The following is an 18,826-nucleotide window of genomic DNA, read 5'->3' on the forward strand; positions in this document are numbered from 1 at the left end:
ATCAGAGACCAAAGCTGCCCCACGGGTAATAGGTGACACGCGCGCCCGGTTGTACCTCAAGCGCGCCGTCCGGCAGCTCTGCCAGCCCATCGGCCCAGGCGAGGCCTGAGATTCTGCCGGAGCCTTCGGATTTGAAGACGTCCACGGCGCCGTCGCGGATACGGGCGCGCAAAAACTCTCGGCGCCCGGGCTTCTTCGATTTCGTGAAATTGGCGGGGACCTGAAATCCCTGCGGCGCTTGCCATTGCATCCCGGACAGCGAAGCGAGCGCCGGACGCGCAAAGACGAGTGTGCAGACCATCGCGGCGACCGGGTTCCCCGGCAGACCGAAAACAGGAACATCGTTCCAAAGGGCAAGCGCCAACGGTCGGCCCGGTTTGATCGCGATGCGCCAGGATTGCATATGGCCACTTTCGCGCAGCAGGGCGGAAATATGGTCTTCGTCCCCAGCGGACGCGCCCCCCGATGTCAGGATGACATCTGCCTCGCGGGCGCCTCGGTCCAGCGCCGCGCGGATCGTGGCCGGGTCGTCAGGCTGGATGCCGAGATCGACGACCTCGTATCCCCAGCTTTTTACAATCGCACTCAGCATGGGGCGGTTGGCATCGCCGATTTGGCCCGGCGCCGCGGCCTGTCCCGCGTCTACCAGCTCATCGCCCGTCGACACGATGGCCACACGCAGCGGCGCAAAGGTTATCACATCCTGAACACCCACAGCGGAGAGCAAAGCGATCTCGGGCGCGCCGATTTTCGTCCCTTGTTTGAGTGCGACCTCGCCCGCGCGGACATCTTCTCCGGCCTTGCGCGTGTTGGCGCCCTGTTTCAGAGGCCCTCGCAGCGCAATTTCGTTGCCCTCACGGGTCACGTCTTCTTCCAGAACCACCGTATCGACCCCGCCAGGGATCGGCGCACCCGTCAAAATGCGCAGAGCAGAGCCTTGCGGAACCTTGCCGTCAAAGGGAACGCCGGCAGCGGCGCGGCCTTCGCATAGAGGCATGATGCGTGTTTCACCGTCAGGGATGCCGCCCAGAAAGCCATAGCCATCAACGGCGCTGTTGGGATGAGGCGGGTTGGAGCGCACGGCAATCGCGTCCTCGGCCAAAACGCGCCCCAGCGCCGCGTTCAAAGGACCGGAGGTGGCGCTGACCACGGTATGCAACCGCGCGCGCAGTAGGTCCAGCGCCTCATCGACCGGCGTCCAGGTGACGCCGGGCGGCAGGGCAAAGCAATCGTTTCGAAGGGGCGGTGGCTTGATCATGATGGTACCTTGTCCGGCGTCACGCCAAAAATCCAGCCCTCTTCCCGCGCTGTCTCAGCGCAGCCGTTCCCGGCGAACCACTTGTGCAATTGGCCCGCCTCCTGCGCCGCAAGAATGGCTTGGACGACCCAGCGCACCTGTGCCGCGTCGAGGATCTCACCTTCGCTGAGGCTCTGGTCTTTCGGGGTCATGAAACTTGGGTAGATCTCAACCAGCGAGATGGCCGCATGTGGCGCGCGCCAGCCTGTATCCATGGGCCAAACGGCGATGTTTTCGCCGTATTGCGCGCGCAGGGCCGCGATGCGGGGCAGGCCGAGGAGGGATTGAGATCCAACAGATCCGGTCGTGAAGAGTTTCCAGCAGGGTTGGGCCGTTCCCACGCAGGTTTCAATCGCGCGGCGTTCGGGCATGCCATGGCTGTGCCGCAGAGTGCCGCGCTCGGGCAAATGCGCGAAGCCTCGTCCCGAAGGGTGGCCCCAGAATGGGCCAACGCCGGGAAAGCGCGCGTTGATCTTGTTGGCCACCTCAAATCGGTTATTGGCGTTCCGGCTATCATCCTCAATATGCTCTGCCAGCCATTGCCAGACCGCTGGGGCATCCGCCTGTCCGGTCAGGTGCTGGGCAAAGCCGCGAGGATAGCCAAAGGCAAAATCGAACCCGATACACAGACGTTTGTCACGTGCGAGCGCTGCATCAATCTGCGCGCGAAGCAGCGCCATCGCATCGTCGCGTGTGCGGCAGTAGATGGGGTCTTCGATGGCGCCGGGCCGTCCAGAACAGATGAAAATCGCATCTTTGGTTGGCGCGCGCGGAGAGGGCGCGGACCGTGCAGACCAATCCACAGCGATCACCTGATCGAAGATCAGAGGTTCAACTCCGCCAAAATGAAATCTGCAATCGCCTTGGTATCGTCCAGATCGAAGACCGGTTGGGAGACATCCGGCGCGGCGTTTGATGCAATGGCGCGGATCGTGTCGTCATCTGTGGCAATCAGCGGCTGGCCGGTCTCTTGCCTGTGCGCTTCGATCTTTGGGTGGCGATCCCGTTTATATCCCTCAACCAGAACAAGATCGACGGGGTGCATGGCGGCAAGAAGGCTGTCCAGCGAGGGCTCGTCCTGACCGCGCAGTTCGCGCATAACGGCGACCCGCTTCCTTGAGGCGAGCACAACTTCCGACGCGCCGGCTGCCCGGTGGCGATAGCTGTCCTTGCCCGGGTGATCGACGTCAAACGCGTGATGGGCGTGTTTGATGGTCGAGACGGAATAGCCCCGGCCGGTGATGTCGGCCACAAGCCGCTCCATGAGCCCTGTCTTGCCGGAGTTCTTCCACCCCGTCACACCAAAGACATTCATGCCAGAAGCTCCTCTGCCCGGATGAGATCTTCGGGCGTGTTGACGTTGAAGAAGGGATCCCCGGCCTCGGTCGGAAACAGGGCTTCCCGCCCACCGTGTTTTTCTGTCCAGATCACGACCTTGGAAATGCCGTCTTGGAGTGCCGCGCGCAGATCGTCGCGCAAAGCCGTGGGCCAGAGGCCAAAGGTCGGGTGGCGAATGAGGCCGGAGCGGGACATCGACTTCGTTTTCTCAAGCCCCCGAGGCGTTGCCGCAAGCACGAGGGGATGATCTTGGCCTTCCGCGCTCAGCAACAGTCGAGGCACGAGATCGCAGGGGAAGAACGGTGTGTCCGAGGCGGCTGTCACGATGCAATCCGCGCCTTGCTCCGCCGCCCAATCAAGCCCCGCCAGAACACCGGCCAGCGGGCCTGGGAAATCCACGATACTGTCAGGCAGCACCGGCAGACCAAAGCTCGAGAACCGCGCGGGATCACCATTGGCGTTGAGCGCGAGTGCTGCGACCTGGGGTTCAAACCGCTCGATCACATGGGTCAGGATGGGTTTGTTGCCTAGGGGCAAGAGGCCCTTGTCTCCGCCACCCATACGCGTCGCGCGGCCACCGGCAAGGATCACGCCCAACGGGTGCTTCATGCCTGCGCCCCTTTGCGGCCCATCTTGCGCGGCTCGTCCGCGATCTGCGAGAGATCGGCATCCCATGTCAGGCGCTCTTCGCCCGCCAGACAGACAAAGCGTTTTCCGCGCATGCGGCCAATCAGCGTCAGCCCAACCTCGCGCGCGATTTCAACGCCCCAAGCGGTAAATCCTGAGCGGGAGGCGAGAACTGGAATGCCCATGAGGGCGGTCTTGATCACCATTTCGGAGGTCAGCCTGCCCGTGGTGTAGAGGATTTTATCTGCCGCTTCCGCTTTCTCCGAGAGCATCCAGCCGGCGATCTTGTCGACCGCATTGTGGCGCCCGACGTCTTCCATATAGACCAGCGGTGTCGCGCCCTTGCACAAGACGGTGCCGTGGATCGCGCCCGCCTCAAGGTAGAGGGACGGTGTCTGATTGATCTGGCGGGACAGCTCGTAAAGCCATGACGTGCGCAGCTCAGCCGCAGGCAGGCTCAGCCCTTCGAGCCCCTCCATCATATCGCCGAAAACCGTTCCGACGGCGCAGCCGGATGTCCGCGTTTTCTTTTTCAGCTTTTCCTCGTGGCTCGTCTCAACCGCCGTGCGAACGACAACGGTTTCCAGCTCCTCATCATAGACGACTTGCGTGATCTCATCTTCGTCGCGCAACATGCCCTGATTGCGCAGGAAGCCGATGGCCAGATATCCGGGGTAGTCCCCAATTGTCATGGCCGTCACGATCTCGCGGCTGTTCAGGAAGATCGTCAACGGACGTTCTTCTACGACGCTGATGTCCTGTGGGTTTCCGTCATGGTCGAAACCAGTCACGCGCCGGGTCAGACGAGCGAGCGAGGGATTGGGCGCGATGAGCATTGCGTTGGGCTGTCTCTGTGGCTACGGGTCTGAGTAACTCTCGGAAATGCACCTTAGAAAAAACTCATGTCTTCCACCAGCCCAAGACGCGAATTCTGGCGCGGCGTGCGCGCGGCGATGCCCTTTGCGATCGTGATCATTCCCTTCTCGATGCTCTTTGGTCTCGTTGCGACAGAAGCGGGCCTGAGCCTCTTCGAGACGATGACCTTTTCGCTCGTGGTGATTGCCGGGGCGGCACAGTTCACGGCGCTTGGGCTCATGCAGGAAAATGCGCCTACGGTCATTGTGATTATCTCGGCGCTCGCGGTGAATATGCGCATGGCGATGTACTCCGCCTCGCTGGTCCCGCATATGGGGCCACTGCCGTTTTGGGAACGTGCCCTTGTGGCCTATTTCATGGTGGATCAACCCTACGCTCTGACGGCCAATCGCTTTGAGGATGAACCCGGGCGGCCTTTGCGTGAACATAAGGCGTTTTATTGGGGCTGTACCTGGGTTGTGGTTCCGCTTTGGTGGTCCATGACGCTTTTGGGCGCATTGGTGGGCCAATCCATTCCAGACTGGCTGGCGCTTGATTTTGCCGTACCGATTACATTCTTGGCGGTTGTCGCACCGATGTTGCGCACGCGCGCGCATCTCATTGCGGCAGGGGCGGCAATCCTGTCCGCGCTGGCGTTTGCGTGGTTGCCCTATAACCTTGGCCTGATCGTGGGCGGAATGATCGGCATGATGGCTGGTGCGGAAGCGGAACGGCGGGGGCTGGCATGAGCACCTTTCCCGACCTCTGGATCATTATCATCGGGCTGGCCATTGGCACATTTCTGCTGCGGTTTTCTTTTCTAGGGCTGATCGGCGACAAGCCCTTGCCCGAATGGGTGATCCGCCATTTGCGCTACACGGCTGTAGCCGTGATCCCGGCTCTTGTGGCGCCGATGGTCGTCTGGCCTGCAGCGACTGATGGGACGCCTGACCCCGCGCGTCTGGCTGCAGCGGCCGTCACGCTGCTTGTGGGGCTTTGGACGCGCAACATCATCCTCGCCATCCTGAGCGGCGGGATCACGCTTTACGCGGGGCTCTATTTATTGGGCTAACTGCCGTTCGAGGCGCTGGATGGCGATGGTTTTGTCATCTTCATCGTTCTCGCGCAGGACGCGCTCGGTCACACCGGGAATGGCGGCGAATTGCGCGCGGAGGTTCTGTGGGTAGAACGTCGTCTTGATGCCTTCGAACCCGGGCAATTTTGCAAGCAGGCTGGACGTTGCATTGGCACAATAGGCTTGCGAGACCGCGCCATTGTTCACAGCAAGTTGCAAGGCCTGCTGCGCCACGTCGCGCGAGACTTCGATTCGCTGGATTGTGACATAGAAGGTTGAGCGCGCGTGGGCCGAAGCATAGGCGCGTTTGACCTCGGGGGTCACACCAAACAGAACATCCGCACGTTCCGGCACGCTCGAGAATGATACGGATCCTGCGGGATCAAAGATGATCCGTTCGGACCCGTTGATCAACAACGACGTATGCGCGCCCGCACCGCTGCGCGCATTGATCATGGTATAGAGTTCAAGCGCCGGGGGGCCGTCATGCACATACCGCGCCGCAGCGATCTTGGCCGGATCGTCATAGCGCGTGTCCGTGGCGCAGCCCGCCAATACACCGAGGCCCAGGAGGACGATGGAAAGCTTTGCCCACCCGGCCCGCATCGGATCAGGCGCCGATGAGTGCGAGAAGCACTACGGCGATCAAAATCACGACAACCGATTTGATGGTGAAGTTGATGAAGCCGTTGAACGTTTTTTCCTGAACGGAGATGTCCATCTCGCCATGTTTGTGCTCAGACATGTCGCGCATTCCCTCTGCTGGTTCCCTTGGATGATGTCTCTAGCGCACCTTGCTCAGCCTGTCACGGGGCAGGGCCGCGCGATTATGTCGCTTTTCCCTCTTCTTCGAGGCGTTTGGCGAGGGCAAATCCAATGCGCCTTGGGGCGACTTCCGGAGTTGTTTTTGGCAAGGCGCGCAACAGGACATTCAGCTGGCTCACATGCTGGACCAACTGCGTCCGCGCGCCTGTGGGGTCCGCGCCGTAGAAGGTGATGATGTCCGGATCGAAATAACCCATGCCTTCGATGCGCATGACACCGGCATCGCCGCCGGCAAAGCCCATGGCAACTTCATGCTCGCTATCCAGCGTTTCCTCAAACTTCTGAATATAAAGGATAAGTCGCTCATAGGCCCATTCGGCGGGGCTCTTGCGTTCCACGGGTTTGTCCGTCACGGCCGTCGGCGCAGGGGTGGTGTCCGCCTCTTCGGTATGGGCATCAAGCCTGCGGGGGAGGCCCGCGGCTTCTGCGATTTCCGCAGATGTCTCGATCCGGTCGTCCATACTGTGCCTTTCAGTCAAAAGTGCCCGCGATCCGCCCCAGCAGCATGAAGGCGCGGGAGGTGCGCGTGGTGGCGAACGCCTGAATCTCACCATCGCTGGCACGCTCGGCAAATTCTGCGAAGACTTTGTCGAAAATGCGCAGGAAGTGATGGGCGGCATCCCGGAAGATCGGGTCCTGCTTCATGCGTCCATGCGCCAGAGCGAGCGACGTACGATCCCGAACGCCGCCAAGTGCCGCGATGGCGCGCCCGCGTGTACCAGAGGCAAAGGCGCGCCAGATCTCTGTGCGCGCCAGATCGGGGCGCAGGTCGTCCATGTAGATGCCGTCCTGGCTCATCAGGGTCAAAACATCCTGGCTGGCTTGCACAAGTTGTGCGGTGGGCCTGTCCTTGAGCGCGCGGCGCAGGGCCGCAAAGCCCTGGGTGTCTTCTGCGGTTTCGGGGAAATTGAGGGCGCGGATGAAGTCTTCCGAAGGCAGCGGCGGCGCCAGCTCTTCAACATTGGTGCCGAGGGCCAGCGCGGGCTGGTCGTCGCCCGTTTCCGTTTCTGCAGGCTGCACGGCCTGGACTTGCGGTGCCGCGGTGGTTTGGCGCGATGAGGTGAAGACGGCCAGGGCCGCTTCGGCTTTGCGCGTTGTTGCCGCGATTTCATCAAGCTTGCGCGTGATCGAAGGCTCGGTTGCGCCGCGCTGGTTCTGCGCGATGTAGGCTTTGCGAATGGCGTCGATCGCGGATTGAAGCCGGGCGCTTTCCTCCCGCATGACCCGGGATGCGCGCGTTGCCGAGGCGGCGACCCAGATCATGGCGATGGGAAAAAAAACGACCATAGCGGTCATGACAAAGACCAGCCCGCTCTCACCGGCAGGTTTGAGAAACAGGAAAAACAGGACGCACAACAGCAACCAGACAACCGACATGAGCGCGGCCACGGCCTCGGATTGCCCGAAGCCGCCCGCATCCGCCCGGTCGTATAGGCCCGGCGGGGTGGGGCGTGCGCTGGACGTGGACTTCGCGTCGTCAGACATGTGCATGTGCCTCAGAGGTATTTGATCTCGAGAACTTCATAGCTCTTGGTGCCCCCGGGGGTGCGCACTTCGACACTGTCGCCTTCGTCCTTGCCAATCAATGACCGCGCAATCGGGCTTTTGATGTTGAGCAGACCGGCCTCCACGCTGGCCTCGTGTTCGCCCACGATCTGCCAGGTCTTTTCTTCGTCCGTGTCCTCATCCACGAGGGTCACGGTCGCGCCGAACTTGATGGTGCCGGAGAGCTTGCTCGGATCAATGACTTCGGCAAGACCGATCACCCCTTCGAGCTCTTTGATGCGCCCTTCGATGAAGGATTGTTTCTCGCGCGCGGAGTGATATTCGGCATTCTCCGAGAGGTCGCCGTGTTCGCGGGCTTCCGCAATGGCTTTGATGATGGCCGGGCGCTCTTCGCTCTTGAGCTGTTTGAGCTCTGTCTCAAGCGCAGTGAAGCCTGCGCGGGTCATCGGAATTTTATCCATATCTACCACCAAATTTGCCGCCTGCCCGATCTGGGCGGCGGCTGGGTTCGCTTCCATCGAAGGTGAATGTGCCCTTTGCAAGCCTGACGTTCAAGGGGGCGGGCCTGTGTTTGGGGCCCGGGCGCGCTTTTGCGCCTTAGCTGTAGCGGTCTTGCAAGGCTGGCAGGCAGGAGAGGATGCGATCAGTCTGCGGCGCGCCAAGGTTCTGCGCGCGCCACCAGTCTTCATGCGCACCGGCCAGAACAACGGGGTAGCGCTCCAGCTGAAGGATATGCGCGATGGCGAACCGGTGATTGCCCGACCCGGTCTTGCTGAGCGTGCCGTCCGCGTTCACCACGACCATCGATTCAAAGCTTGAGACATCTCGCGAAAACCCCGTTGTGCGCAGAGATGTGACAAGCCCTCCGACATACTCTCGCAGGAAGGCCTCGATCTCGGCTGTGCTGCGCATGGCGATGTCTTTGTGGCGGGCGACGCCTTGGGTATGTAATTCCTCGGTCAGTTTCGCGTGCCATTGCGTGTCGTGGATGGCGTCCCCTTTCGAGATGAAATCCTTCAGGAGTTTATACCGCGCTTCCTGTGTGATCGGTGTGCGCTTTGCAAAATGGGCGGCCGGGATGATAAAAGGCTCTCGTTTCTTGAGCCCGGGGCGCATGGCATTGACGATCGGTTTGGGCAGCCATCTGTTCAACTGCGCGATGCGCGCTTTCCCGACCGGCCATTTCGTCCCGAAGTGATGATCAATCAGGGCAGGTCTGATCCAAAGCACAGCGCGATCGCCCGCGTCGCGCCGGAAAGATCTTTGCGTCAGGTTGGGCATCATGCGTCTCCGGTCCTGACAGGGCTATGCCATGAGAGCTGGATGCGTTCCAGTGTGTCTCGCGTCTGCAAGCTGACGAGGCTCGTTGAAACGGGCCAAGCGGTTGGATTTGTGTCAAACGCTCCGAAAACTTCGAGCCTCTGATCGATCAATTCGTCCTTTGTGTTCATGTTTCCGAAACTGTTGTGAAGACAAGCTGAAGGCATCGATGATCCACGCGAAGGTGGTGAGACGTTGTGAACAAGTTCAGTCGAGTTGAGTCTTTCCGGCACATTCTCGCCACAATTCGAACACAGCTTTGCCGCGTGATCCCAAGACTTAGGTGGTGTCCCGCTCGGGGACAGACAGATCGCCAAGGAGAGATGATATGGTTCTGGTTATGATGATTGCAGGTGCGGTACTTGGCACAATCACAGCGGTATTTGCCTGGGCCGCTCTGGGAACCAGCCTCCTCGTGGCCTTCGCAATCTACATGTCCGGCGGTCTGATTGGCGGCTTGGTCGGGGCGGTGGCAAGCTATCTGCGCCCAGAGCCCGCATCATTTCTCTCGCCTTCCAGCGCGGCGATGATGTGACACTTGTGCGACGGGTTGAGGACCTCACGGTTTCCTGACTCCAATCAATTGCTAACGATTGCTAAGCTACCCTCAGCCATGTCACGTTAACTGGGGACTATATAATGAATTCGCGTCGTACTTTCCTGGCCTCCGCAGCTGCCACACTTGCTACGCCAGCCTTTGCCTTCAAACTCGATCCGATCCTGGAGCCGCAATACGTGGCGATGGATCCTGCCGTCGCAGCGCAGCAGATCCTTGTGCTGCCACGCGCGCGCTTCCTGTATTTCATTGACCAACCGGGCCGCGCATTGCGGTATGGCGTCGGTGTGGGGCAGGCCGGGCTCGATTTTCAGGGGGAAGCGATCATTCAGGTCAAGAAGGAATGGCCGACATGGCGCCCGACCAATGAAATGATCGAACGTGATCCGCGCGCCTACGCAAAGTTTGTTGACAACGACTACGTCCAGCCGGGTGGGCCGGGCAACCCGTTGGGCGCACGCGCGCTCTACCTGTTCCAGAACGGGCGCGACACCTACTACCGTATTCACGGGACCACAGCGCCGCGCTCAATCGGACAAGCCGCATCGAACGGCTGTATCCGCATGCTCAACGATCACGTGGTTGACCTCTATGACCGTGTGCCGCGCGGCACGAAGGTCACTGTTCTGTAAGCGAACTGGCTGGCGGTTTGCGTTTGGCTGGAAACCCTTAGGGGTTACCCGCCAAGCGCGATTGCCCAGATCGCGATGATGGGCATCACCATTGCGAACCCAATCAGGAACATGTGCACCAGCTTCATGACCGGGCTGTCGGCAATACTTTCCGACGATGTCATGGCGGACATCACAAGGTAGCCATTTCTCTCCTGACGCGCTTTTTCAGCGCGAATTGAGTCCATTGCGCGCTTGTGCACCGCAGCTTGTCGCGCCGCTTCTTCCGCGTCGCGCACGTCCGCGAACAGGGCTTGGCTTCCGTCCATGAATTTGGCTCCCGAGTACTGGCAAATGTCGGTGGTTTAACATCCACTGGGGTGCTAGATGGGCCGAATGAGCCAAGAAACAAGAGCTTTCGATATCATTGTCATCGGCGCAGGCCCCGCGGGGGCGTCAGCGGCCTATACGGCCGCGCGTCTTGGTCTCCGTGTTGCATTGGTCGATAAGGCTCTGTTTCCGAGAGATAAATTATGTGGCGGCGGGTTTACTGGCCGCGCCGCGCGCTACTACTGCGAGGTCTTCGAGCGCGATATTCCGCAACAATTTGATCGAAAAGATGCGGTCACATTCCACGCCTTCGGGCAGGAGCTGGGTGTCATCCCGGATATTCCCCCCATCTACTTGACGATGCGGCTCGATCTGGATGCACTTCTGACGTCGCATGCGCTGGATGCGGGCGCAGAGAACTATACGGGCCAGCGTATCGCGGAGATCGATGCGGCGGAGCAGCGGATCGTTTTGAGCAATGGCGATGTTCTTGAAGCAAGCGTTCTGATTGGGGCTGACGGGATTAGCTCGATAACAGCGCGCAGCCTGTTCGGGCGCGCTTTCGATCCCGAGAACGTGGGTTTTGGTCTCGAGATCGAAGCTCCGCCCGTTGCGGCCGATACCCCATTGCGCATCGATTTCGGGCAGGCAGTGTGGGGGTATGGCTGGTCCTTCCCAAAAAGCGGAAGTCATACGGTCGGCGTCGGTGGCGTCTTGTCAAAAAACCCGGATATGAAGCGTATAATGTCTGACTATGTGGCCGAGCTGGGCGCGCCGCGTGAATTGAAAGTCAAAGGCGCCTATCTGCCTTTTGGACGCGCGCGCAAGCGGCCGGGCCGGGGTGCCACGCTGCTGGCGGGCGATGCCGCCTGGCTTGTCGATCCTGTCACGGGCGAAGGCATTGCCTATGCGATGAAATCCGGCCAGATCGCTGCGCAATCGGCGCATGAGGCCATCAAACGCCGCGAGCCCGACATGGCGCTCAGGATCTACCGCCATCGCTTGCGGCCCATCACATCAGCGATCACGCAGGCCAATCTGGTGCGGCTGATCATTTACTGGGGACCCTTCCGCGAAGGGTTCATCCGCGCGTTTCGCAGGTCAGGAACATTGCGCCACGATTACATGCGTCTGCTCGGCGGTGAGATCGAATATCACACGTTGACCGCCAAGTTGCTCAAGCGCCTTCCGTCCTATCTGAAGCGCGTATTCTGGCGCGCGCGCCCAAAACCCAACGCTTGAAGGCGCTCCGCGTCAGTCGATCCGCGCCATCAGGCCCTGCACGCGCGGCCCGAGGGCGTCCACAATCCGCGCGACCCCATCTGCGTTGGGATGGATGCCATCGGGCTGCATGAAGTCCGCGACATCACGCAGTGTTTGGCCTTCGCTCTGAAGGCCTTCAAAAAACGATGGTGCGTAATCCGCACCGTAGGCCTGGGCCAATTCCGGATACATCGCATCAAAGGCCGCTTTGTAATCCGGCCCATAATTGCCCGGTGCCTGCATCCCCACCAGTAAAACATCAATGTCATTGGCCTGCGCCACTTTGAGGATGCCTTCCAGATTGGCGCGGGCCACCTCTGGGGCAATGCCGCGCAGAAGGTCATTGCCGCCCAAAGCAACAATCATCGCATCGATTTCTGGCGTAAGAGACCATTCAACGCGGGCAAAGCCGCCTGCTGTCGTATCGCCGGACACGCCCGCGTTTACGACCCGCGCAGGTGTACCCTGATCTTCGAGCCAACGACGCAGTTGCGGCACAAACCCATTCATCTCCAGGAGGCCGTATCCTTGGGTGAGGCTGTCGCCCAAGGCGAGAATATCGATGCGCTCCTCCGCCAAGACCGGCCCAGCGGCCAGCAGAAAACAGCTAAAAATAACGCCACCTGCCTTGGCCCGCGCCGCCCGACGCCCATATGTCACCTTGTGCAACATGCCATAGGTCCTTTCATGTCAGAGCCTGTCCTCTCGCTTAAAGATGTGCATCTCGCGCTCGATGGCAATGCCGGTCGGGTGGATATCCTGCATGGGATCACGCTTCAGGTCAGGCGTGGCGAGACGCTGGGGTTGATCGGGCCGTCGGGCTCGGGGAAATCCTCTCTTCTGATGGTCATGGGTGGGCTGGAGCGGGCCACGGGTGGCGAGATCACCGCTTTGACGCGCGATCTCACGGCCATGGATGAGGACGCGCTCGCCCGGTTCCGACGCGATCACATGGGGGTGGTCTTTCAAAGCTTCCATCTCATTCCGACGATGACGGCACTGGAGAACGTGGCCACACCGCTGGAACTCGCGGGGGATCGTGGCGCGTTCGAGCGCGCTGCGGCAGAGCTGGATGCCGTTGGGCTGAGTCACCGTGAAAACCATTATCCGGCGCAAATGTCTGGTGGCGAACAGCAGCGCGTTGCGCTCGCGCGTGCCTCTGTGACGCGCCCGGATATTCTGCTCGCTGACGAGCCGACCGGCAATCTCGATGGGGCCAATGGCGCGGCAATCATGGATCTGCTGTTTGGCCTCAGGGACCGACATGGCGCGACGCTTGTTCTTGTGACCCATTCCCATGCCTTGGCGGATCGCTGTGATCGTGTTGTGCGGTTGCGTGATGGACGCGTGGATCGCGCGGCGCATGCAGAGGCTGCGGAATGAGCCTCTCCATCGCGGCGCGGTTTGCCCGCCGGGAATTACGCGGCGGGCTCAAGGGCTTCCGTATCTTTCTGGCGTGTCTGGTACTTGGGGTGGCCGCGATTGCAGCCGTAGGGTCCGTGCGATCAGCGATTCAGGCGGGGCTGTCGGAGCAGGGTGCTGTTCTTCTGGGGGGCGATGCGGAAGCCTCGTTTACCTATCGGTTCGCCTCTGAGGAGGAGCGGAGTTGGCTGGAGGATCAGGCCCTCGCCGTCTCCGAGATTGCAGATTTCCGTTCCATGGTTGTGGTCGATCAGGAACGCGGGCTGACGCAGGTCAAATCCGTGGATGAGGCCTATCCTTTGATGGGCGAGGTTGTCCTTGATCCCGCGATGCCTTTTGCCGAGGCCATGGCCGGGCGCAACGGTCTGCCCGGCGCCGTGATGGAGCGCGTACTGGCCGATCGTATGGGGCTTGCGGCAGGGGATACTTTTCAACTGGGCAGGCAGAGCTTTGTTCTCAGCGCGGTTCTTGTCTCTGAGCCGGACAGTGCGGGTGGCGGCTTTGGCCTTGGTCCTCGGACCATCGTCCGCACGCAGGCGCTGGAGGCCTCTGGGCTGTTGGGCGATGGCACGCTTTTTGACAGCTCCTACAGGTTGCTCATGCCGCCAGAGACCGATCTCGATGCCGCGCGTACGCATGCTCTTGAGCGGTTTGAAGAGACTGGCCTGCGGTGGCGCGATGCGCGCAATGGAGCGCCAGGGGTCGCGCAATTTGTGGAGCGGTTGGGTGCCTTTCTCGTGCTGGTCGGGCTCTCGGGTCTGGCTGTCGGTGGCATTGGTGTGTCCGCAGCGGTGCGGGCCTATCTGGCGGGCAAGACATCGGTCATTGCCACGTTGCGGACCTTGGGGGCCTCGCGTGCCGTGATCTTTCAGACCTATTTCATTCAAATCGGTATTCTGAGCCTCGCTGGGATCATTCTGGGCCTCGCGCTCGGCGCGCTCGTGCCCATCGTGCTTTCGCCTTTGCTTGAGGCGCGATTGCCCGTACCTGCGGTCTTTCGCATCCATCCCGCGCCATTGGGTGAGGCGGCCTTGTACGGCGTGCTTACTGCATTGATCTTTACACTCTGGCCGCTTGCCCGGACGGAAGAGGTGCGCGCCGCGACGCTCTTTCGAGACGCGCTTTCTTCTGCGCGCGTCCTGCCGGCATGGCGCTTCGTGTTTGCAACAGCGGTGCTGGTGATCGCGCTTGTCGGCGCAGCAGCGGTCTTCTCGGAACGCGCGATGCTAACCCTTTGGACAGCGCTCGGCATTGGCGGCGCGCTCGTCATCCTCGCTGCGGCGGCCTGGTTGATCCGAAAAGCGGCCGCCCGCCTGACGCGTCGCGCCCGCGGCAAGCCCACGCTGCGGTGGTCTCTGGCGGCGATCTCGGGGCCGCGCGAAGGGGCGGCCTCTGTGGTCTTGTCGCTCGGGCTCGGCCTTTCCGTTCTCGCGGCGGTAGGGCAGATCGATGGCAACCTGCGCTCCGCCATTGCACGTGATCTGCCCGAAGTCGCCCCGTCTTACTTCTTCGTGGATATCCAGAAGGATCAGATGCCGGGGTTTTCAGAGCGTTTGGACAGGGATCCGGGCGTCTCGCGTGTCGATTCTGCGCCGATGCTGCGGGGCATCATCACGCGGATCAATGGCCAGCCTGCCTCTGAGGTGGCCGGCGCTCATTGGGTGCTGGAGGGTGACCGAGGCTTGACCTATGCCACCTCAGTTCCGGAGCGCACGCGGCTGACATCCGGCACATGGTGGCCCGAGGACTACACCGGCCCGCCGCTTCTCTCCTTTGCGGCAGAAGAGGCCGAAGAAATGGGCCTGCTTCTGGGCGATGAGATCACCGTCAACATCCTCGGGCGCGACATCACGGCGACGATCGCAAGTTTCCGGGAAGTTGATTTCTCGACAGCCGGGATCGGCTTCATCATGACGATGAATCCCTCTGCCTTGCAAGCCGCCCCACATACGTTCATCGCGACGGTTTATGCCGAAGAAAGCGCCGAGACGGCGATTTTGCGCGATTTGGCCAGCCAGTTTCCCAACATAACCGCAATCCGCGTCCGTGATGCGATTGACCGTGTCTCCGACCTTCTCGCGGGGATTGCCGCCGCGACATCCTATGGCGCGGGCGCGACCTTGCTGACAGGCTTTCTTGTCCTGATCGGGGCCGCCGCGGCGGGCGAGCGCGCGCGTACCTATGAGGCGGCTGTCTTGAAAACGCTGGGCGCAAGCCGGGGTCGCATTTTGCGCAGCTTTGCCTTGCGTGCGGCCCTGCTTGGGGGGGCAGCGGCGCTCGTGGCGTTGTTCGCAGGCATTCTGGGGGGATGGGCGGTCTCGACCTTTGTGATGGAGACGGAGTTCGCAGTGATCTGGCCAAATGCGCTTGCTGTGGTCACGGGGGGTGTCCTTGCGACGCTGTTGGCGGGTCTGCTGTTTGCCTGGCGCCCCCTTGCGGCGCGGCCAGCCGGTGTCTTGCGCACCAAGGAATAGGGCTGTTGCAGAGCTGCAGAATCTGTCAAGGCAGGGGCAAATTGCCGGAGATGATACATGACTGACCAATTGCCAATGCCCATTCCCTCTCCTTTGACCAAGGCTCAGAAATCCCAGCTTCTCAATCTCGTGCGCCGTGCGGCACGCGCGGAAATCCTGCCGCGTTTTCGGAAGATTGACATGTTGGATATCGAAACCAAGTCCGGGGCGCTGGATCTGGTGACCGCTGCGGACAAAGCCGCAGAGGCCATGATCACGCGTGGGCTGCAGATGAGCTTTCCGTCCGCGTTGATCGTTGGAGAAGAAGCCGCAGAGGGCAATCCCAAGCTGCGCGACGGTATTGCCGAGGCCGAGATGTGTTTCCTCATCGATCCTGTCGACGGAACGTGGAACTTTGCGAAAGGGCTCGCCACGTTCGGTACGATGGTTGCGGTGTGCCGCTTTGGAAAGCCTGTGCTTGGCTTGATTTATGATCCTTTGGGCGACGACGTGATCTGGGCAGATGAAGACCATGCTGCTGCGTTCCTGCCTGCGTCTGGCGCGCCGCGGAAGGTCTCGACCGCTGCACCGAAAGCCTTTGGGGATCTGCTTGGCTATATCCATTTGAAACATATGGACAAAGAAGCGCAGCCCAAGGTCGCAGCACTATACCCGGAATTGGCAATGGCCGGCTCGCTGCGGTGTTCAGCGCATGAGTATCGCTTGTTGGCGCAAGGCCACGTGGATTTCGTTCTGTCGTCGCAGCAAACGCCGTGGGACCATGCCGCAGGCGTTGTACTTTGTCAGCAGGCCGGAGGACATGCGGCGATGCTGGATGGGTCCGACTATTCGGCGGCGGTGCGCGAAGGATATCTGCTCAGCGCGTCCTGCAAGGACGTTTGGGAGAGTGTCGCTCAAAAGCTGATCGAGATCGATCTTGTGCCTCAGTCGCAGGACGCGACAACCGAGGCGTGACAGGCGGCCCCTGCGCTTTCGCTCCGGGGCCGTTCTTTTTTACATCGCGTCCAAGAGGCCTTCGCCCGCAGCGATGCCGCATTCTCCGGGGCTGTCCTCGACATGCAGGATCTCGACCTTGCCGTCATTGACCAGCATTGCGTAGCGCTTCGAGCGTGAGATCAGCCCGGCGGGCGGGGCCGTGAAATCCATGCCAACGGCTGTAGTGAAGGCGCTTTCCGCGTCACCCAGCATGGCAATGCCCGCAGCCGTGGCGCCGGTGCTCTCGCCCCAGGCCTGCATGACAAAGGGATCGTTTACAGAGACACAGATGATTTCATCCACGCCTTTCGCAGCAAACTGCTCCTTGGTGCGGATGAAGCTCGGAACATGGGCCGTGGTGCATACGCCGGTGTAGGCACCGGGCACCGCGAAAATCACAACTTTGCGGCCCTTGGTTTTGCTTGCGAGATCAACTGCTTCCGGCCCGTCCGCGCCCATTTGCGTGAAGCTTGCGTCGGGTAGCATGTCGCCTTGTTGGATAGCCATGGATTTCCCACCTGTTGTTTGATGTTGTACCTTCGGCAGATATAGGGTTGTTCGGGCAAGAGAGCCAACGGAAAGGCAAGATGATGTCTCATATCGTGGTGATTGGAGCCGGACAGGCGGGGTCCTCCCTGACGGCCAAACTTCGGGCGGACGGGTTTGATGGCGCCATCACGCTCATCGGTGCGGAGTCTGTTCCACCCTACCAGAGGCCACCCTTGTCGAAGGCCTATCTTCTAGGCGACATGTCTCTCGAGCGGCTCTATCTGCGCCCCGAAAGTTTCTATGCAGATCAAGGGATTGACCTGCGTTTGAGCACATATGTCGACGAGATTGACCGGTCCGCCAAAACGATCCGGATCGGGGCGGAAGACTTGGCCTATGACCAGTTGGCGCTCACCACGGGCTCAGTCCCGAGGCGTTTGCCAGCCGCAATTGGTGGCGATTTGCAGGGCGTCTTTGTGGTCCGCGATCTTGCGGATGTTGATGCGATGGCGCCCGGTGTTGTCGAGGGCAAGCGGGCGCTGATCGTGGGTGGTGGCTATATCGGTCTGGAGGCCGCCGCTGTGGCGGCAAAGAAGGGTATGCAAGTCACGCTGGTGGAGATGTCCGAGCGGATTTTGCAACGCGTGGCAGCCCCCCAGACCTCCGATTTCTTCCGCGATTTGCACCGTTCGCACGGGGTGGATATCCGCGAAGGCATTGGTTTGGATAGACTTTTGGGAGACGGCCATGTCTCCGGCGCGCGTCTGAGCGATGGCTCCGAGATGGAGGTCGATCTGGTGATCGCCGGGATCGGCATTGCCCCTGCGACGGGGTTGGCTGAGGCGGCGGGGCTGGAGATCGACAATGGGGTCAAAGTGGATGCGCAGGGGCGCACGTCTGATCCGGCGATCTGGGCGGCGGGAGATTGCGCCTCTTTTCCCTACCATGACACGCGGATCAGGCTCGAATCCGTGCCCCATGCCATTGATCAGGCAGAGCTTGTCGCACGCAATATGTTGGGGGCAGGTGAGAGCTATACCGCCAAACCTTGGTTCTGGTCGGATCAATATGACGTCAAGTTGCAGATTGCCGGACTCAATACCGGATATGATCGGATCGTGACGCGACAGGGGGACAATGCGGTCTCCTTTTGGTACTTCCGGGGGGAGGATTTGCTGGCGGTGGATGCGATGAATGACCCGCGAGGGTACATGATCGGAAAGCGGTTGATCGAGATGGGGAAATCGCCCACGGACGCACAGGTAACCGGGCCAGAAGCCGAGCTTAAGGCATTGATGCGGCAATGAGAATTGTCGCGGGGCGCTTTCGCGGTCGGGCGTTGACGCCGCTTGGCAAAGGCGACCCTGCCGCGCATTTGCGCCCGACGACGGACCGGGTGCGCGAGGCGCTTTTCAATATGCTGGGCGGCGGGCGGTTCGGGGACCCTTTCGAGGGGGCGGTACTGGATCTTTTTGCGGGCACCGGCGCGCTGGGTCTGGAGGCCATCTCGCGGGGCAATGACAGCGTCACTTTTGTTGAAAGCGGCCGCAAGGCGCAGCGTATTTTACAGAGCAATATCAATCTCTTGAATGTATCTGACGAGACGCGGATCATCTCCAGGGACGCCACAAGACTCCCGCTCAACACGACCGCTCCGGCGCGTCTTGTTTTCCTCGATCCACCTTATGGCAAGGGCCTTGGTGCGGCGGCTCTGAAGGCTGCGGCGCTACAGAATTGGGTGGCGGAGGATGTTTTGGTTGTCTGGGAAGAAAACGCGCAACAAAGCCCGCCGGAAGGTTTCGAACTGCTGGATGTGCGGCGGTATGGAGATACCACTATTTCACTCATGGGCCGCGTTTGACG

General features: G+C 60.9%; 24 protein-coding genes. 10 read left to right on the forward strand and 14 right to left on the reverse strand.

What is annotated here, in order from left to right:
* Nucleotide 1: 1 nt before the first annotated feature.
* The 5 genes from glp to ACP15S_RS14090 are packed head-to-tail and all read right to left on the reverse strand — an operon-like array spanning nucleotide 2 to nucleotide 4,098.
* Nucleotides 2–1,258: a gephyrin-like molybdotransferase Glp gene (glp, locus tag ACP15S_RS14070; RefSeq protein ID WP_425040271.1), complete on the reverse strand. Its 1,257-nt coding sequence runs from the start codon at nucleotides 1,256–1,258 to the stop codon at nucleotides 2–4.
* Entirely contained in the window at nucleotides 1,255–2,100 is an 846-nt protein-coding gene (locus ACP15S_RS14075) for a molybdopterin guanine dinucleotide synthesis (protein WP_425040272.1), read from the reverse strand. The genes glp and ACP15S_RS14075 overlap by 4 nt, the downstream gene beginning before the upstream one ends.
* Nucleotides 2,101–2,120: 20 nt before the next feature.
* Nucleotides 2,121–2,612, reverse strand: a complete 492-nt coding sequence (gene mobB, locus ACP15S_RS14080) for a molybdopterin-guanine dinucleotide biosynthesis protein B (RefSeq protein WP_425040273.1) — start codon at nucleotides 2,610–2,612, stop codon at nucleotides 2,121–2,123.
* Entirely contained in the window at nucleotides 2,609–3,244 is a 636-nt protein-coding gene (gene mobA, locus ACP15S_RS14085; RefSeq protein ID WP_425040274.1) for a molybdenum cofactor guanylyltransferase MobA, read from the reverse strand. The genes mobB and mobA overlap by 4 nt, the downstream gene beginning before the upstream one ends.
* Nucleotides 3,241–4,098 (reverse strand): formate dehydrogenase accessory sulfurtransferase FdhD, encoded by an 858-nt coding sequence (locus ACP15S_RS14090; protein ID WP_425040275.1) that lies wholly within the window; start codon nucleotides 4,096–4,098, stop codon nucleotides 3,241–3,243. Before ACP15S_RS14090 ends, mobA begins: the two co-directional genes overlap by 4 nt.
* Before the next feature lie 66 nt (nucleotides 4,099–4,164).
* Here ACP15S_RS14090 and ACP15S_RS14095 point away from each other — a divergent pair, with 66 nt between their 5' ends.
* Nucleotides 4,165–4,866, forward strand: a complete 702-nt coding sequence (locus ACP15S_RS14095) for an AzlC family ABC transporter permease (RefSeq protein WP_425040276.1) — start codon at nucleotides 4,165–4,167, stop codon at nucleotides 4,864–4,866.
* Complete coding sequence (locus tag ACP15S_RS14100) at nucleotides 4,863–5,189, forward strand: AzlD domain-containing protein (protein WP_425040277.1); 327 nt, start codon at nucleotides 4,863–4,865, stop codon at nucleotides 5,187–5,189. Before ACP15S_RS14095 ends, ACP15S_RS14100 begins: the two co-directional genes overlap by 4 nt.
* Here ACP15S_RS14100 and ACP15S_RS14105 read toward each other — a convergent pair.
* From ACP15S_RS14105 to ACP15S_RS14130, 6 genes are all read right to left on the reverse strand, one after another.
* On the reverse strand, nucleotides 5,178–5,798 hold the full coding sequence (locus ACP15S_RS14105) for a hypothetical protein (RefSeq protein WP_425040278.1): 621 nt from the start codon (nucleotides 5,796–5,798) through the stop codon (nucleotides 5,178–5,180). The two genes, ACP15S_RS14100 and ACP15S_RS14105, sit on opposite strands and share 12 nt — an antisense overlap.
* 4 nt (nucleotides 5,799–5,802) lie before the next feature.
* Entirely contained in the window at nucleotides 5,803–5,937 is a 135-nt protein-coding gene (locus tag ACP15S_RS14110; protein ID WP_425040279.1) for an aa3-type cytochrome c oxidase subunit IV, read from the reverse strand.
* A gap of 82 nt (nucleotides 5,938–6,019) precedes the next feature.
* Entirely contained in the window at nucleotides 6,020–6,478 is a 459-nt protein-coding gene (locus tag ACP15S_RS14115; RefSeq protein ID WP_425040280.1) for a DUF6173 family protein, read from the reverse strand.
* A 10-nt stretch (nucleotides 6,479–6,488) separates the two neighbouring features.
* The gene (locus tag ACP15S_RS14120) at nucleotides 6,489–7,502 is read right to left on the reverse strand and encodes a hypothetical protein (protein ID WP_425040281.1); all 1,014 of its coding nucleotides are present in this window, start codon (nucleotides 7,500–7,502) and stop codon (nucleotides 6,489–6,491) included.
* A gap of 11 nt (nucleotides 7,503–7,513) precedes the next feature.
* Nucleotides 7,514–7,984, reverse strand: coding sequence for a transcription elongation factor GreA (greA, locus tag ACP15S_RS14125; protein ID WP_425040909.1), 471 nt, complete (start codon nucleotides 7,982–7,984; stop codon nucleotides 7,514–7,516).
* Between the two features lie 136 nt (nucleotides 7,985–8,120).
* Complete coding sequence (locus ACP15S_RS14130; protein WP_425040282.1) at nucleotides 8,121–8,807, reverse strand: hypothetical protein; 687 nt, start codon at nucleotides 8,805–8,807, stop codon at nucleotides 8,121–8,123.
* Between the two features lie 364 nt (nucleotides 8,808–9,171).
* On the opposite strand from ACP15S_RS14130, the gene ACP15S_RS14135 reads away from it, so the two are divergent.
* Together ACP15S_RS14135 and ACP15S_RS14140 are read left to right on the forward strand one after the other, a co-directional pair.
* Nucleotides 9,172–9,378: a hypothetical protein gene (locus ACP15S_RS14135; protein ID WP_425040283.1), complete on the forward strand. Its 207-nt coding sequence runs from the start codon at nucleotides 9,172–9,174 to the stop codon at nucleotides 9,376–9,378.
* Nucleotides 9,379–9,482: 104 nt separating this feature from the next.
* Nucleotides 9,483–10,031 (forward strand): L,D-transpeptidase, encoded by a 549-nt coding sequence (locus tag ACP15S_RS14140; protein ID WP_425040284.1) that lies wholly within the window; start codon nucleotides 9,483–9,485, stop codon nucleotides 10,029–10,031.
* 44 nt (nucleotides 10,032–10,075) lie between these two features.
* Here ACP15S_RS14140 and ACP15S_RS14145 read toward each other — a convergent pair whose 3' ends face one another.
* Nucleotides 10,076–10,339, reverse strand: a complete 264-nt coding sequence (locus ACP15S_RS14145) for a hypothetical protein (protein WP_425040285.1) — start codon at nucleotides 10,337–10,339, stop codon at nucleotides 10,076–10,078.
* A 67-nt stretch (nucleotides 10,340–10,406) separates the two neighbouring features.
* On the opposite strand from ACP15S_RS14145, the gene ACP15S_RS14150 reads away from it, so the two are divergent.
* Nucleotides 10,407–11,582 (forward strand): NAD(P)/FAD-dependent oxidoreductase, encoded by a 1,176-nt coding sequence (locus ACP15S_RS14150; protein ID WP_425040286.1) that lies wholly within the window; start codon nucleotides 10,407–10,409, stop codon nucleotides 11,580–11,582.
* 12 nt (nucleotides 11,583–11,594) lie between these two features.
* Here ACP15S_RS14150 and ACP15S_RS14155 read toward each other — a convergent pair whose 3' ends face one another.
* Entirely contained in the window at nucleotides 11,595–12,275 is a 681-nt protein-coding gene (locus ACP15S_RS14155) for an arylesterase (RefSeq protein ID WP_425040287.1), read from the reverse strand.
* Between the two features lie 15 nt (nucleotides 12,276–12,290).
* Here ACP15S_RS14155 and ACP15S_RS14160 point away from each other — a divergent pair, with 15 nt between their 5' ends.
* From ACP15S_RS14160 to ACP15S_RS14170, 3 genes are read left to right on the forward strand one after another with little or no spacing between them, the layout of a single operon-like run.
* The gene (locus ACP15S_RS14160) at nucleotides 12,291–12,986 is read left to right on the forward strand and encodes an ABC transporter ATP-binding protein (RefSeq protein ID WP_425040288.1); all 696 of its coding nucleotides are present in this window, start codon (nucleotides 12,291–12,293) and stop codon (nucleotides 12,984–12,986) included.
* Complete coding sequence (locus ACP15S_RS14165) at nucleotides 12,983–15,499, forward strand: ABC transporter permease (protein WP_425040289.1); 2,517 nt, start codon at nucleotides 12,983–12,985, stop codon at nucleotides 15,497–15,499. Before ACP15S_RS14160 ends, ACP15S_RS14165 begins: the two co-directional genes overlap by 4 nt.
* Nucleotides 15,500–15,556: 57 nt before the next feature.
* A complete protein-coding gene (locus tag ACP15S_RS14170) occupies nucleotides 15,557–16,453 on the forward strand; it encodes an inositol monophosphatase family protein (RefSeq protein ID WP_425040290.1) in 897 nt (298 codons plus the stop codon).
* A 39-nt stretch (nucleotides 16,454–16,492) separates the two neighbouring features.
* Here the strand turns inward: ACP15S_RS14170 and ACP15S_RS14175 are convergent, their stop codons facing one another.
* Nucleotides 16,493–16,981: a peroxiredoxin gene (locus ACP15S_RS14175; RefSeq protein WP_425040291.1), complete on the reverse strand. Its 489-nt coding sequence runs from the start codon at nucleotides 16,979–16,981 to the stop codon at nucleotides 16,493–16,495.
* 83 nt (nucleotides 16,982–17,064) lie between these two features.
* Between ACP15S_RS14175 and ACP15S_RS14180 the strand changes: the two genes are divergently transcribed.
* Both ACP15S_RS14180 and rsmD read left to right on the forward strand, forming a co-directional pair.
* Nucleotides 17,065–18,270 carry an NAD(P)/FAD-dependent oxidoreductase gene (locus ACP15S_RS14180; protein ID WP_425040910.1) on the forward strand — a complete coding sequence of 402 codons (1,206 nt, stop codon included), beginning with the start codon at nucleotides 17,065–17,067 and terminating at the stop codon, nucleotides 18,268–18,270.
* Nucleotides 18,267–18,824 carry a 16S rRNA (guanine(966)-N(2))-methyltransferase RsmD gene (gene rsmD / locus ACP15S_RS14185; protein ID WP_425040292.1) on the forward strand — a complete coding sequence of 186 codons (558 nt, stop codon included), beginning with the start codon at nucleotides 18,267–18,269 and terminating at the stop codon, nucleotides 18,822–18,824. Before ACP15S_RS14180 ends, rsmD begins: the two co-directional genes overlap by 4 nt.
* Nucleotides 18,825–18,826 lie beyond the last annotated feature (2 nt).

It is taken from the genome of Primorskyibacter sp. S187A (genome assembly GCF_049800955.1).
Classification (GTDB): domain Bacteria; phylum Pseudomonadota; class Alphaproteobacteria; order Rhodobacterales; family Rhodobacteraceae; genus JAKVBH01.

What these genes read in the sequence shown, in the direction of transcription:
- glp (WP_425040271.1), bottom strand. Translation starts at nt 1,258, where the DNA reads ATGATCAAGCCACCGCCCCTTCGAAACGATTGCTTTGCCCTGCCGCCC.
- mobB (WP_425040273.1), bottom strand. Translation starts at nt 2,612, where the DNA reads ATGAATGTCTTTGGTGTGACGGGGTGGAAGAACTCCGGCAAGACAGGG.
- mobA (WP_425040274.1), bottom strand. Translation starts at nt 3,244, where the DNA reads ATGAAGCACCCGTTGGGCGTGATCCTTGCCGGTGGCCGCGCGACGCGT.
- ACP15S_RS14090 (WP_425040275.1), bottom strand. Translation starts at nt 4,098, where the DNA reads ATGCTCATCGCGCCCAATCCCTCGCTCGCTCGTCTGACCCGGCGCGTG.
- ACP15S_RS14095 (WP_425040276.1), top strand. Translation starts at nt 4,165, where the DNA reads ATGTCTTCCACCAGCCCAAGACGCGAATTCTGGCGCGGCGTGCGCGCG.
- ACP15S_RS14100 (WP_425040277.1), top strand. Translation starts at nt 4,863, where the DNA reads ATGAGCACCTTTCCCGACCTCTGGATCATTATCATCGGGCTGGCCATT.
- ACP15S_RS14105 (WP_425040278.1), bottom strand. Translation starts at nt 5,798, where the DNA reads ATGCGGGCCGGGTGGGCAAAGCTTTCCATCGTCCTCCTGGGCCTCGGT.
- ACP15S_RS14110 (WP_425040279.1), bottom strand. Translation starts at nt 5,937, where the DNA reads ATGTCTGAGCACAAACATGGCGAGATGGACATCTCCGTTCAGGAAAAA.
- ACP15S_RS14115 (WP_425040280.1), bottom strand. Translation starts at nt 6,478, where the DNA reads ATGGACGACCGGATCGAGACATCTGCGGAAATCGCAGAAGCCGCGGGC.
- ACP15S_RS14120 (WP_425040281.1), bottom strand. Translation starts at nt 7,502, where the DNA reads ATGTCTGACGACGCGAAGTCCACGTCCAGCGCACGCCCCACCCCGCCG.
- greA (WP_425040909.1), bottom strand. Translation starts at nt 7,984, where the DNA reads ATGGATAAAATTCCGATGACCCGCGCAGGCTTCACTGCGCTTGAGACA.
- ACP15S_RS14130 (WP_425040282.1), bottom strand. Translation starts at nt 8,807, where the DNA reads ATGATGCCCAACCTGACGCAAAGATCTTTCCGGCGCGACGCGGGCGAT.
- ACP15S_RS14135 (WP_425040283.1), top strand. Translation starts at nt 9,172, where the DNA reads ATGGTTCTGGTTATGATGATTGCAGGTGCGGTACTTGGCACAATCACA.
- ACP15S_RS14140 (WP_425040284.1), top strand. Translation starts at nt 9,483, where the DNA reads ATGAATTCGCGTCGTACTTTCCTGGCCTCCGCAGCTGCCACACTTGCT.
- ACP15S_RS14145 (WP_425040285.1), bottom strand. Translation starts at nt 10,339, where the DNA reads ATGGACGGAAGCCAAGCCCTGTTCGCGGACGTGCGCGACGCGGAAGAA.
- ACP15S_RS14150 (WP_425040286.1), top strand. Translation starts at nt 10,407, where the DNA reads ATGAGCCAAGAAACAAGAGCTTTCGATATCATTGTCATCGGCGCAGGC.
- ACP15S_RS14155 (WP_425040287.1), bottom strand. Translation starts at nt 12,275, where the DNA reads ATGTTGCACAAGGTGACATATGGGCGTCGGGCGGCGCGGGCCAAGGCA.
- ACP15S_RS14160 (WP_425040288.1), top strand. Translation starts at nt 12,291, where the DNA reads ATGTCAGAGCCTGTCCTCTCGCTTAAAGATGTGCATCTCGCGCTCGAT.
- ACP15S_RS14165 (WP_425040289.1), top strand. Translation starts at nt 12,983, where the DNA reads ATGAGCCTCTCCATCGCGGCGCGGTTTGCCCGCCGGGAATTACGCGGC.
- ACP15S_RS14170 (WP_425040290.1), top strand. Translation starts at nt 15,557, where the DNA reads ATGACTGACCAATTGCCAATGCCCATTCCCTCTCCTTTGACCAAGGCT.
- ACP15S_RS14175 (WP_425040291.1), bottom strand. Translation starts at nt 16,981, where the DNA reads ATGGCTATCCAACAAGGCGACATGCTACCCGACGCAAGCTTCACGCAA.
- ACP15S_RS14180 (WP_425040910.1), top strand. Translation starts at nt 17,065, where the DNA reads ATGTCTCATATCGTGGTGATTGGAGCCGGACAGGCGGGGTCCTCCCTG.
- rsmD (WP_425040292.1), top strand. Translation starts at nt 18,267, where the DNA reads ATGAGAATTGTCGCGGGGCGCTTTCGCGGTCGGGCGTTGACGCCGCTT.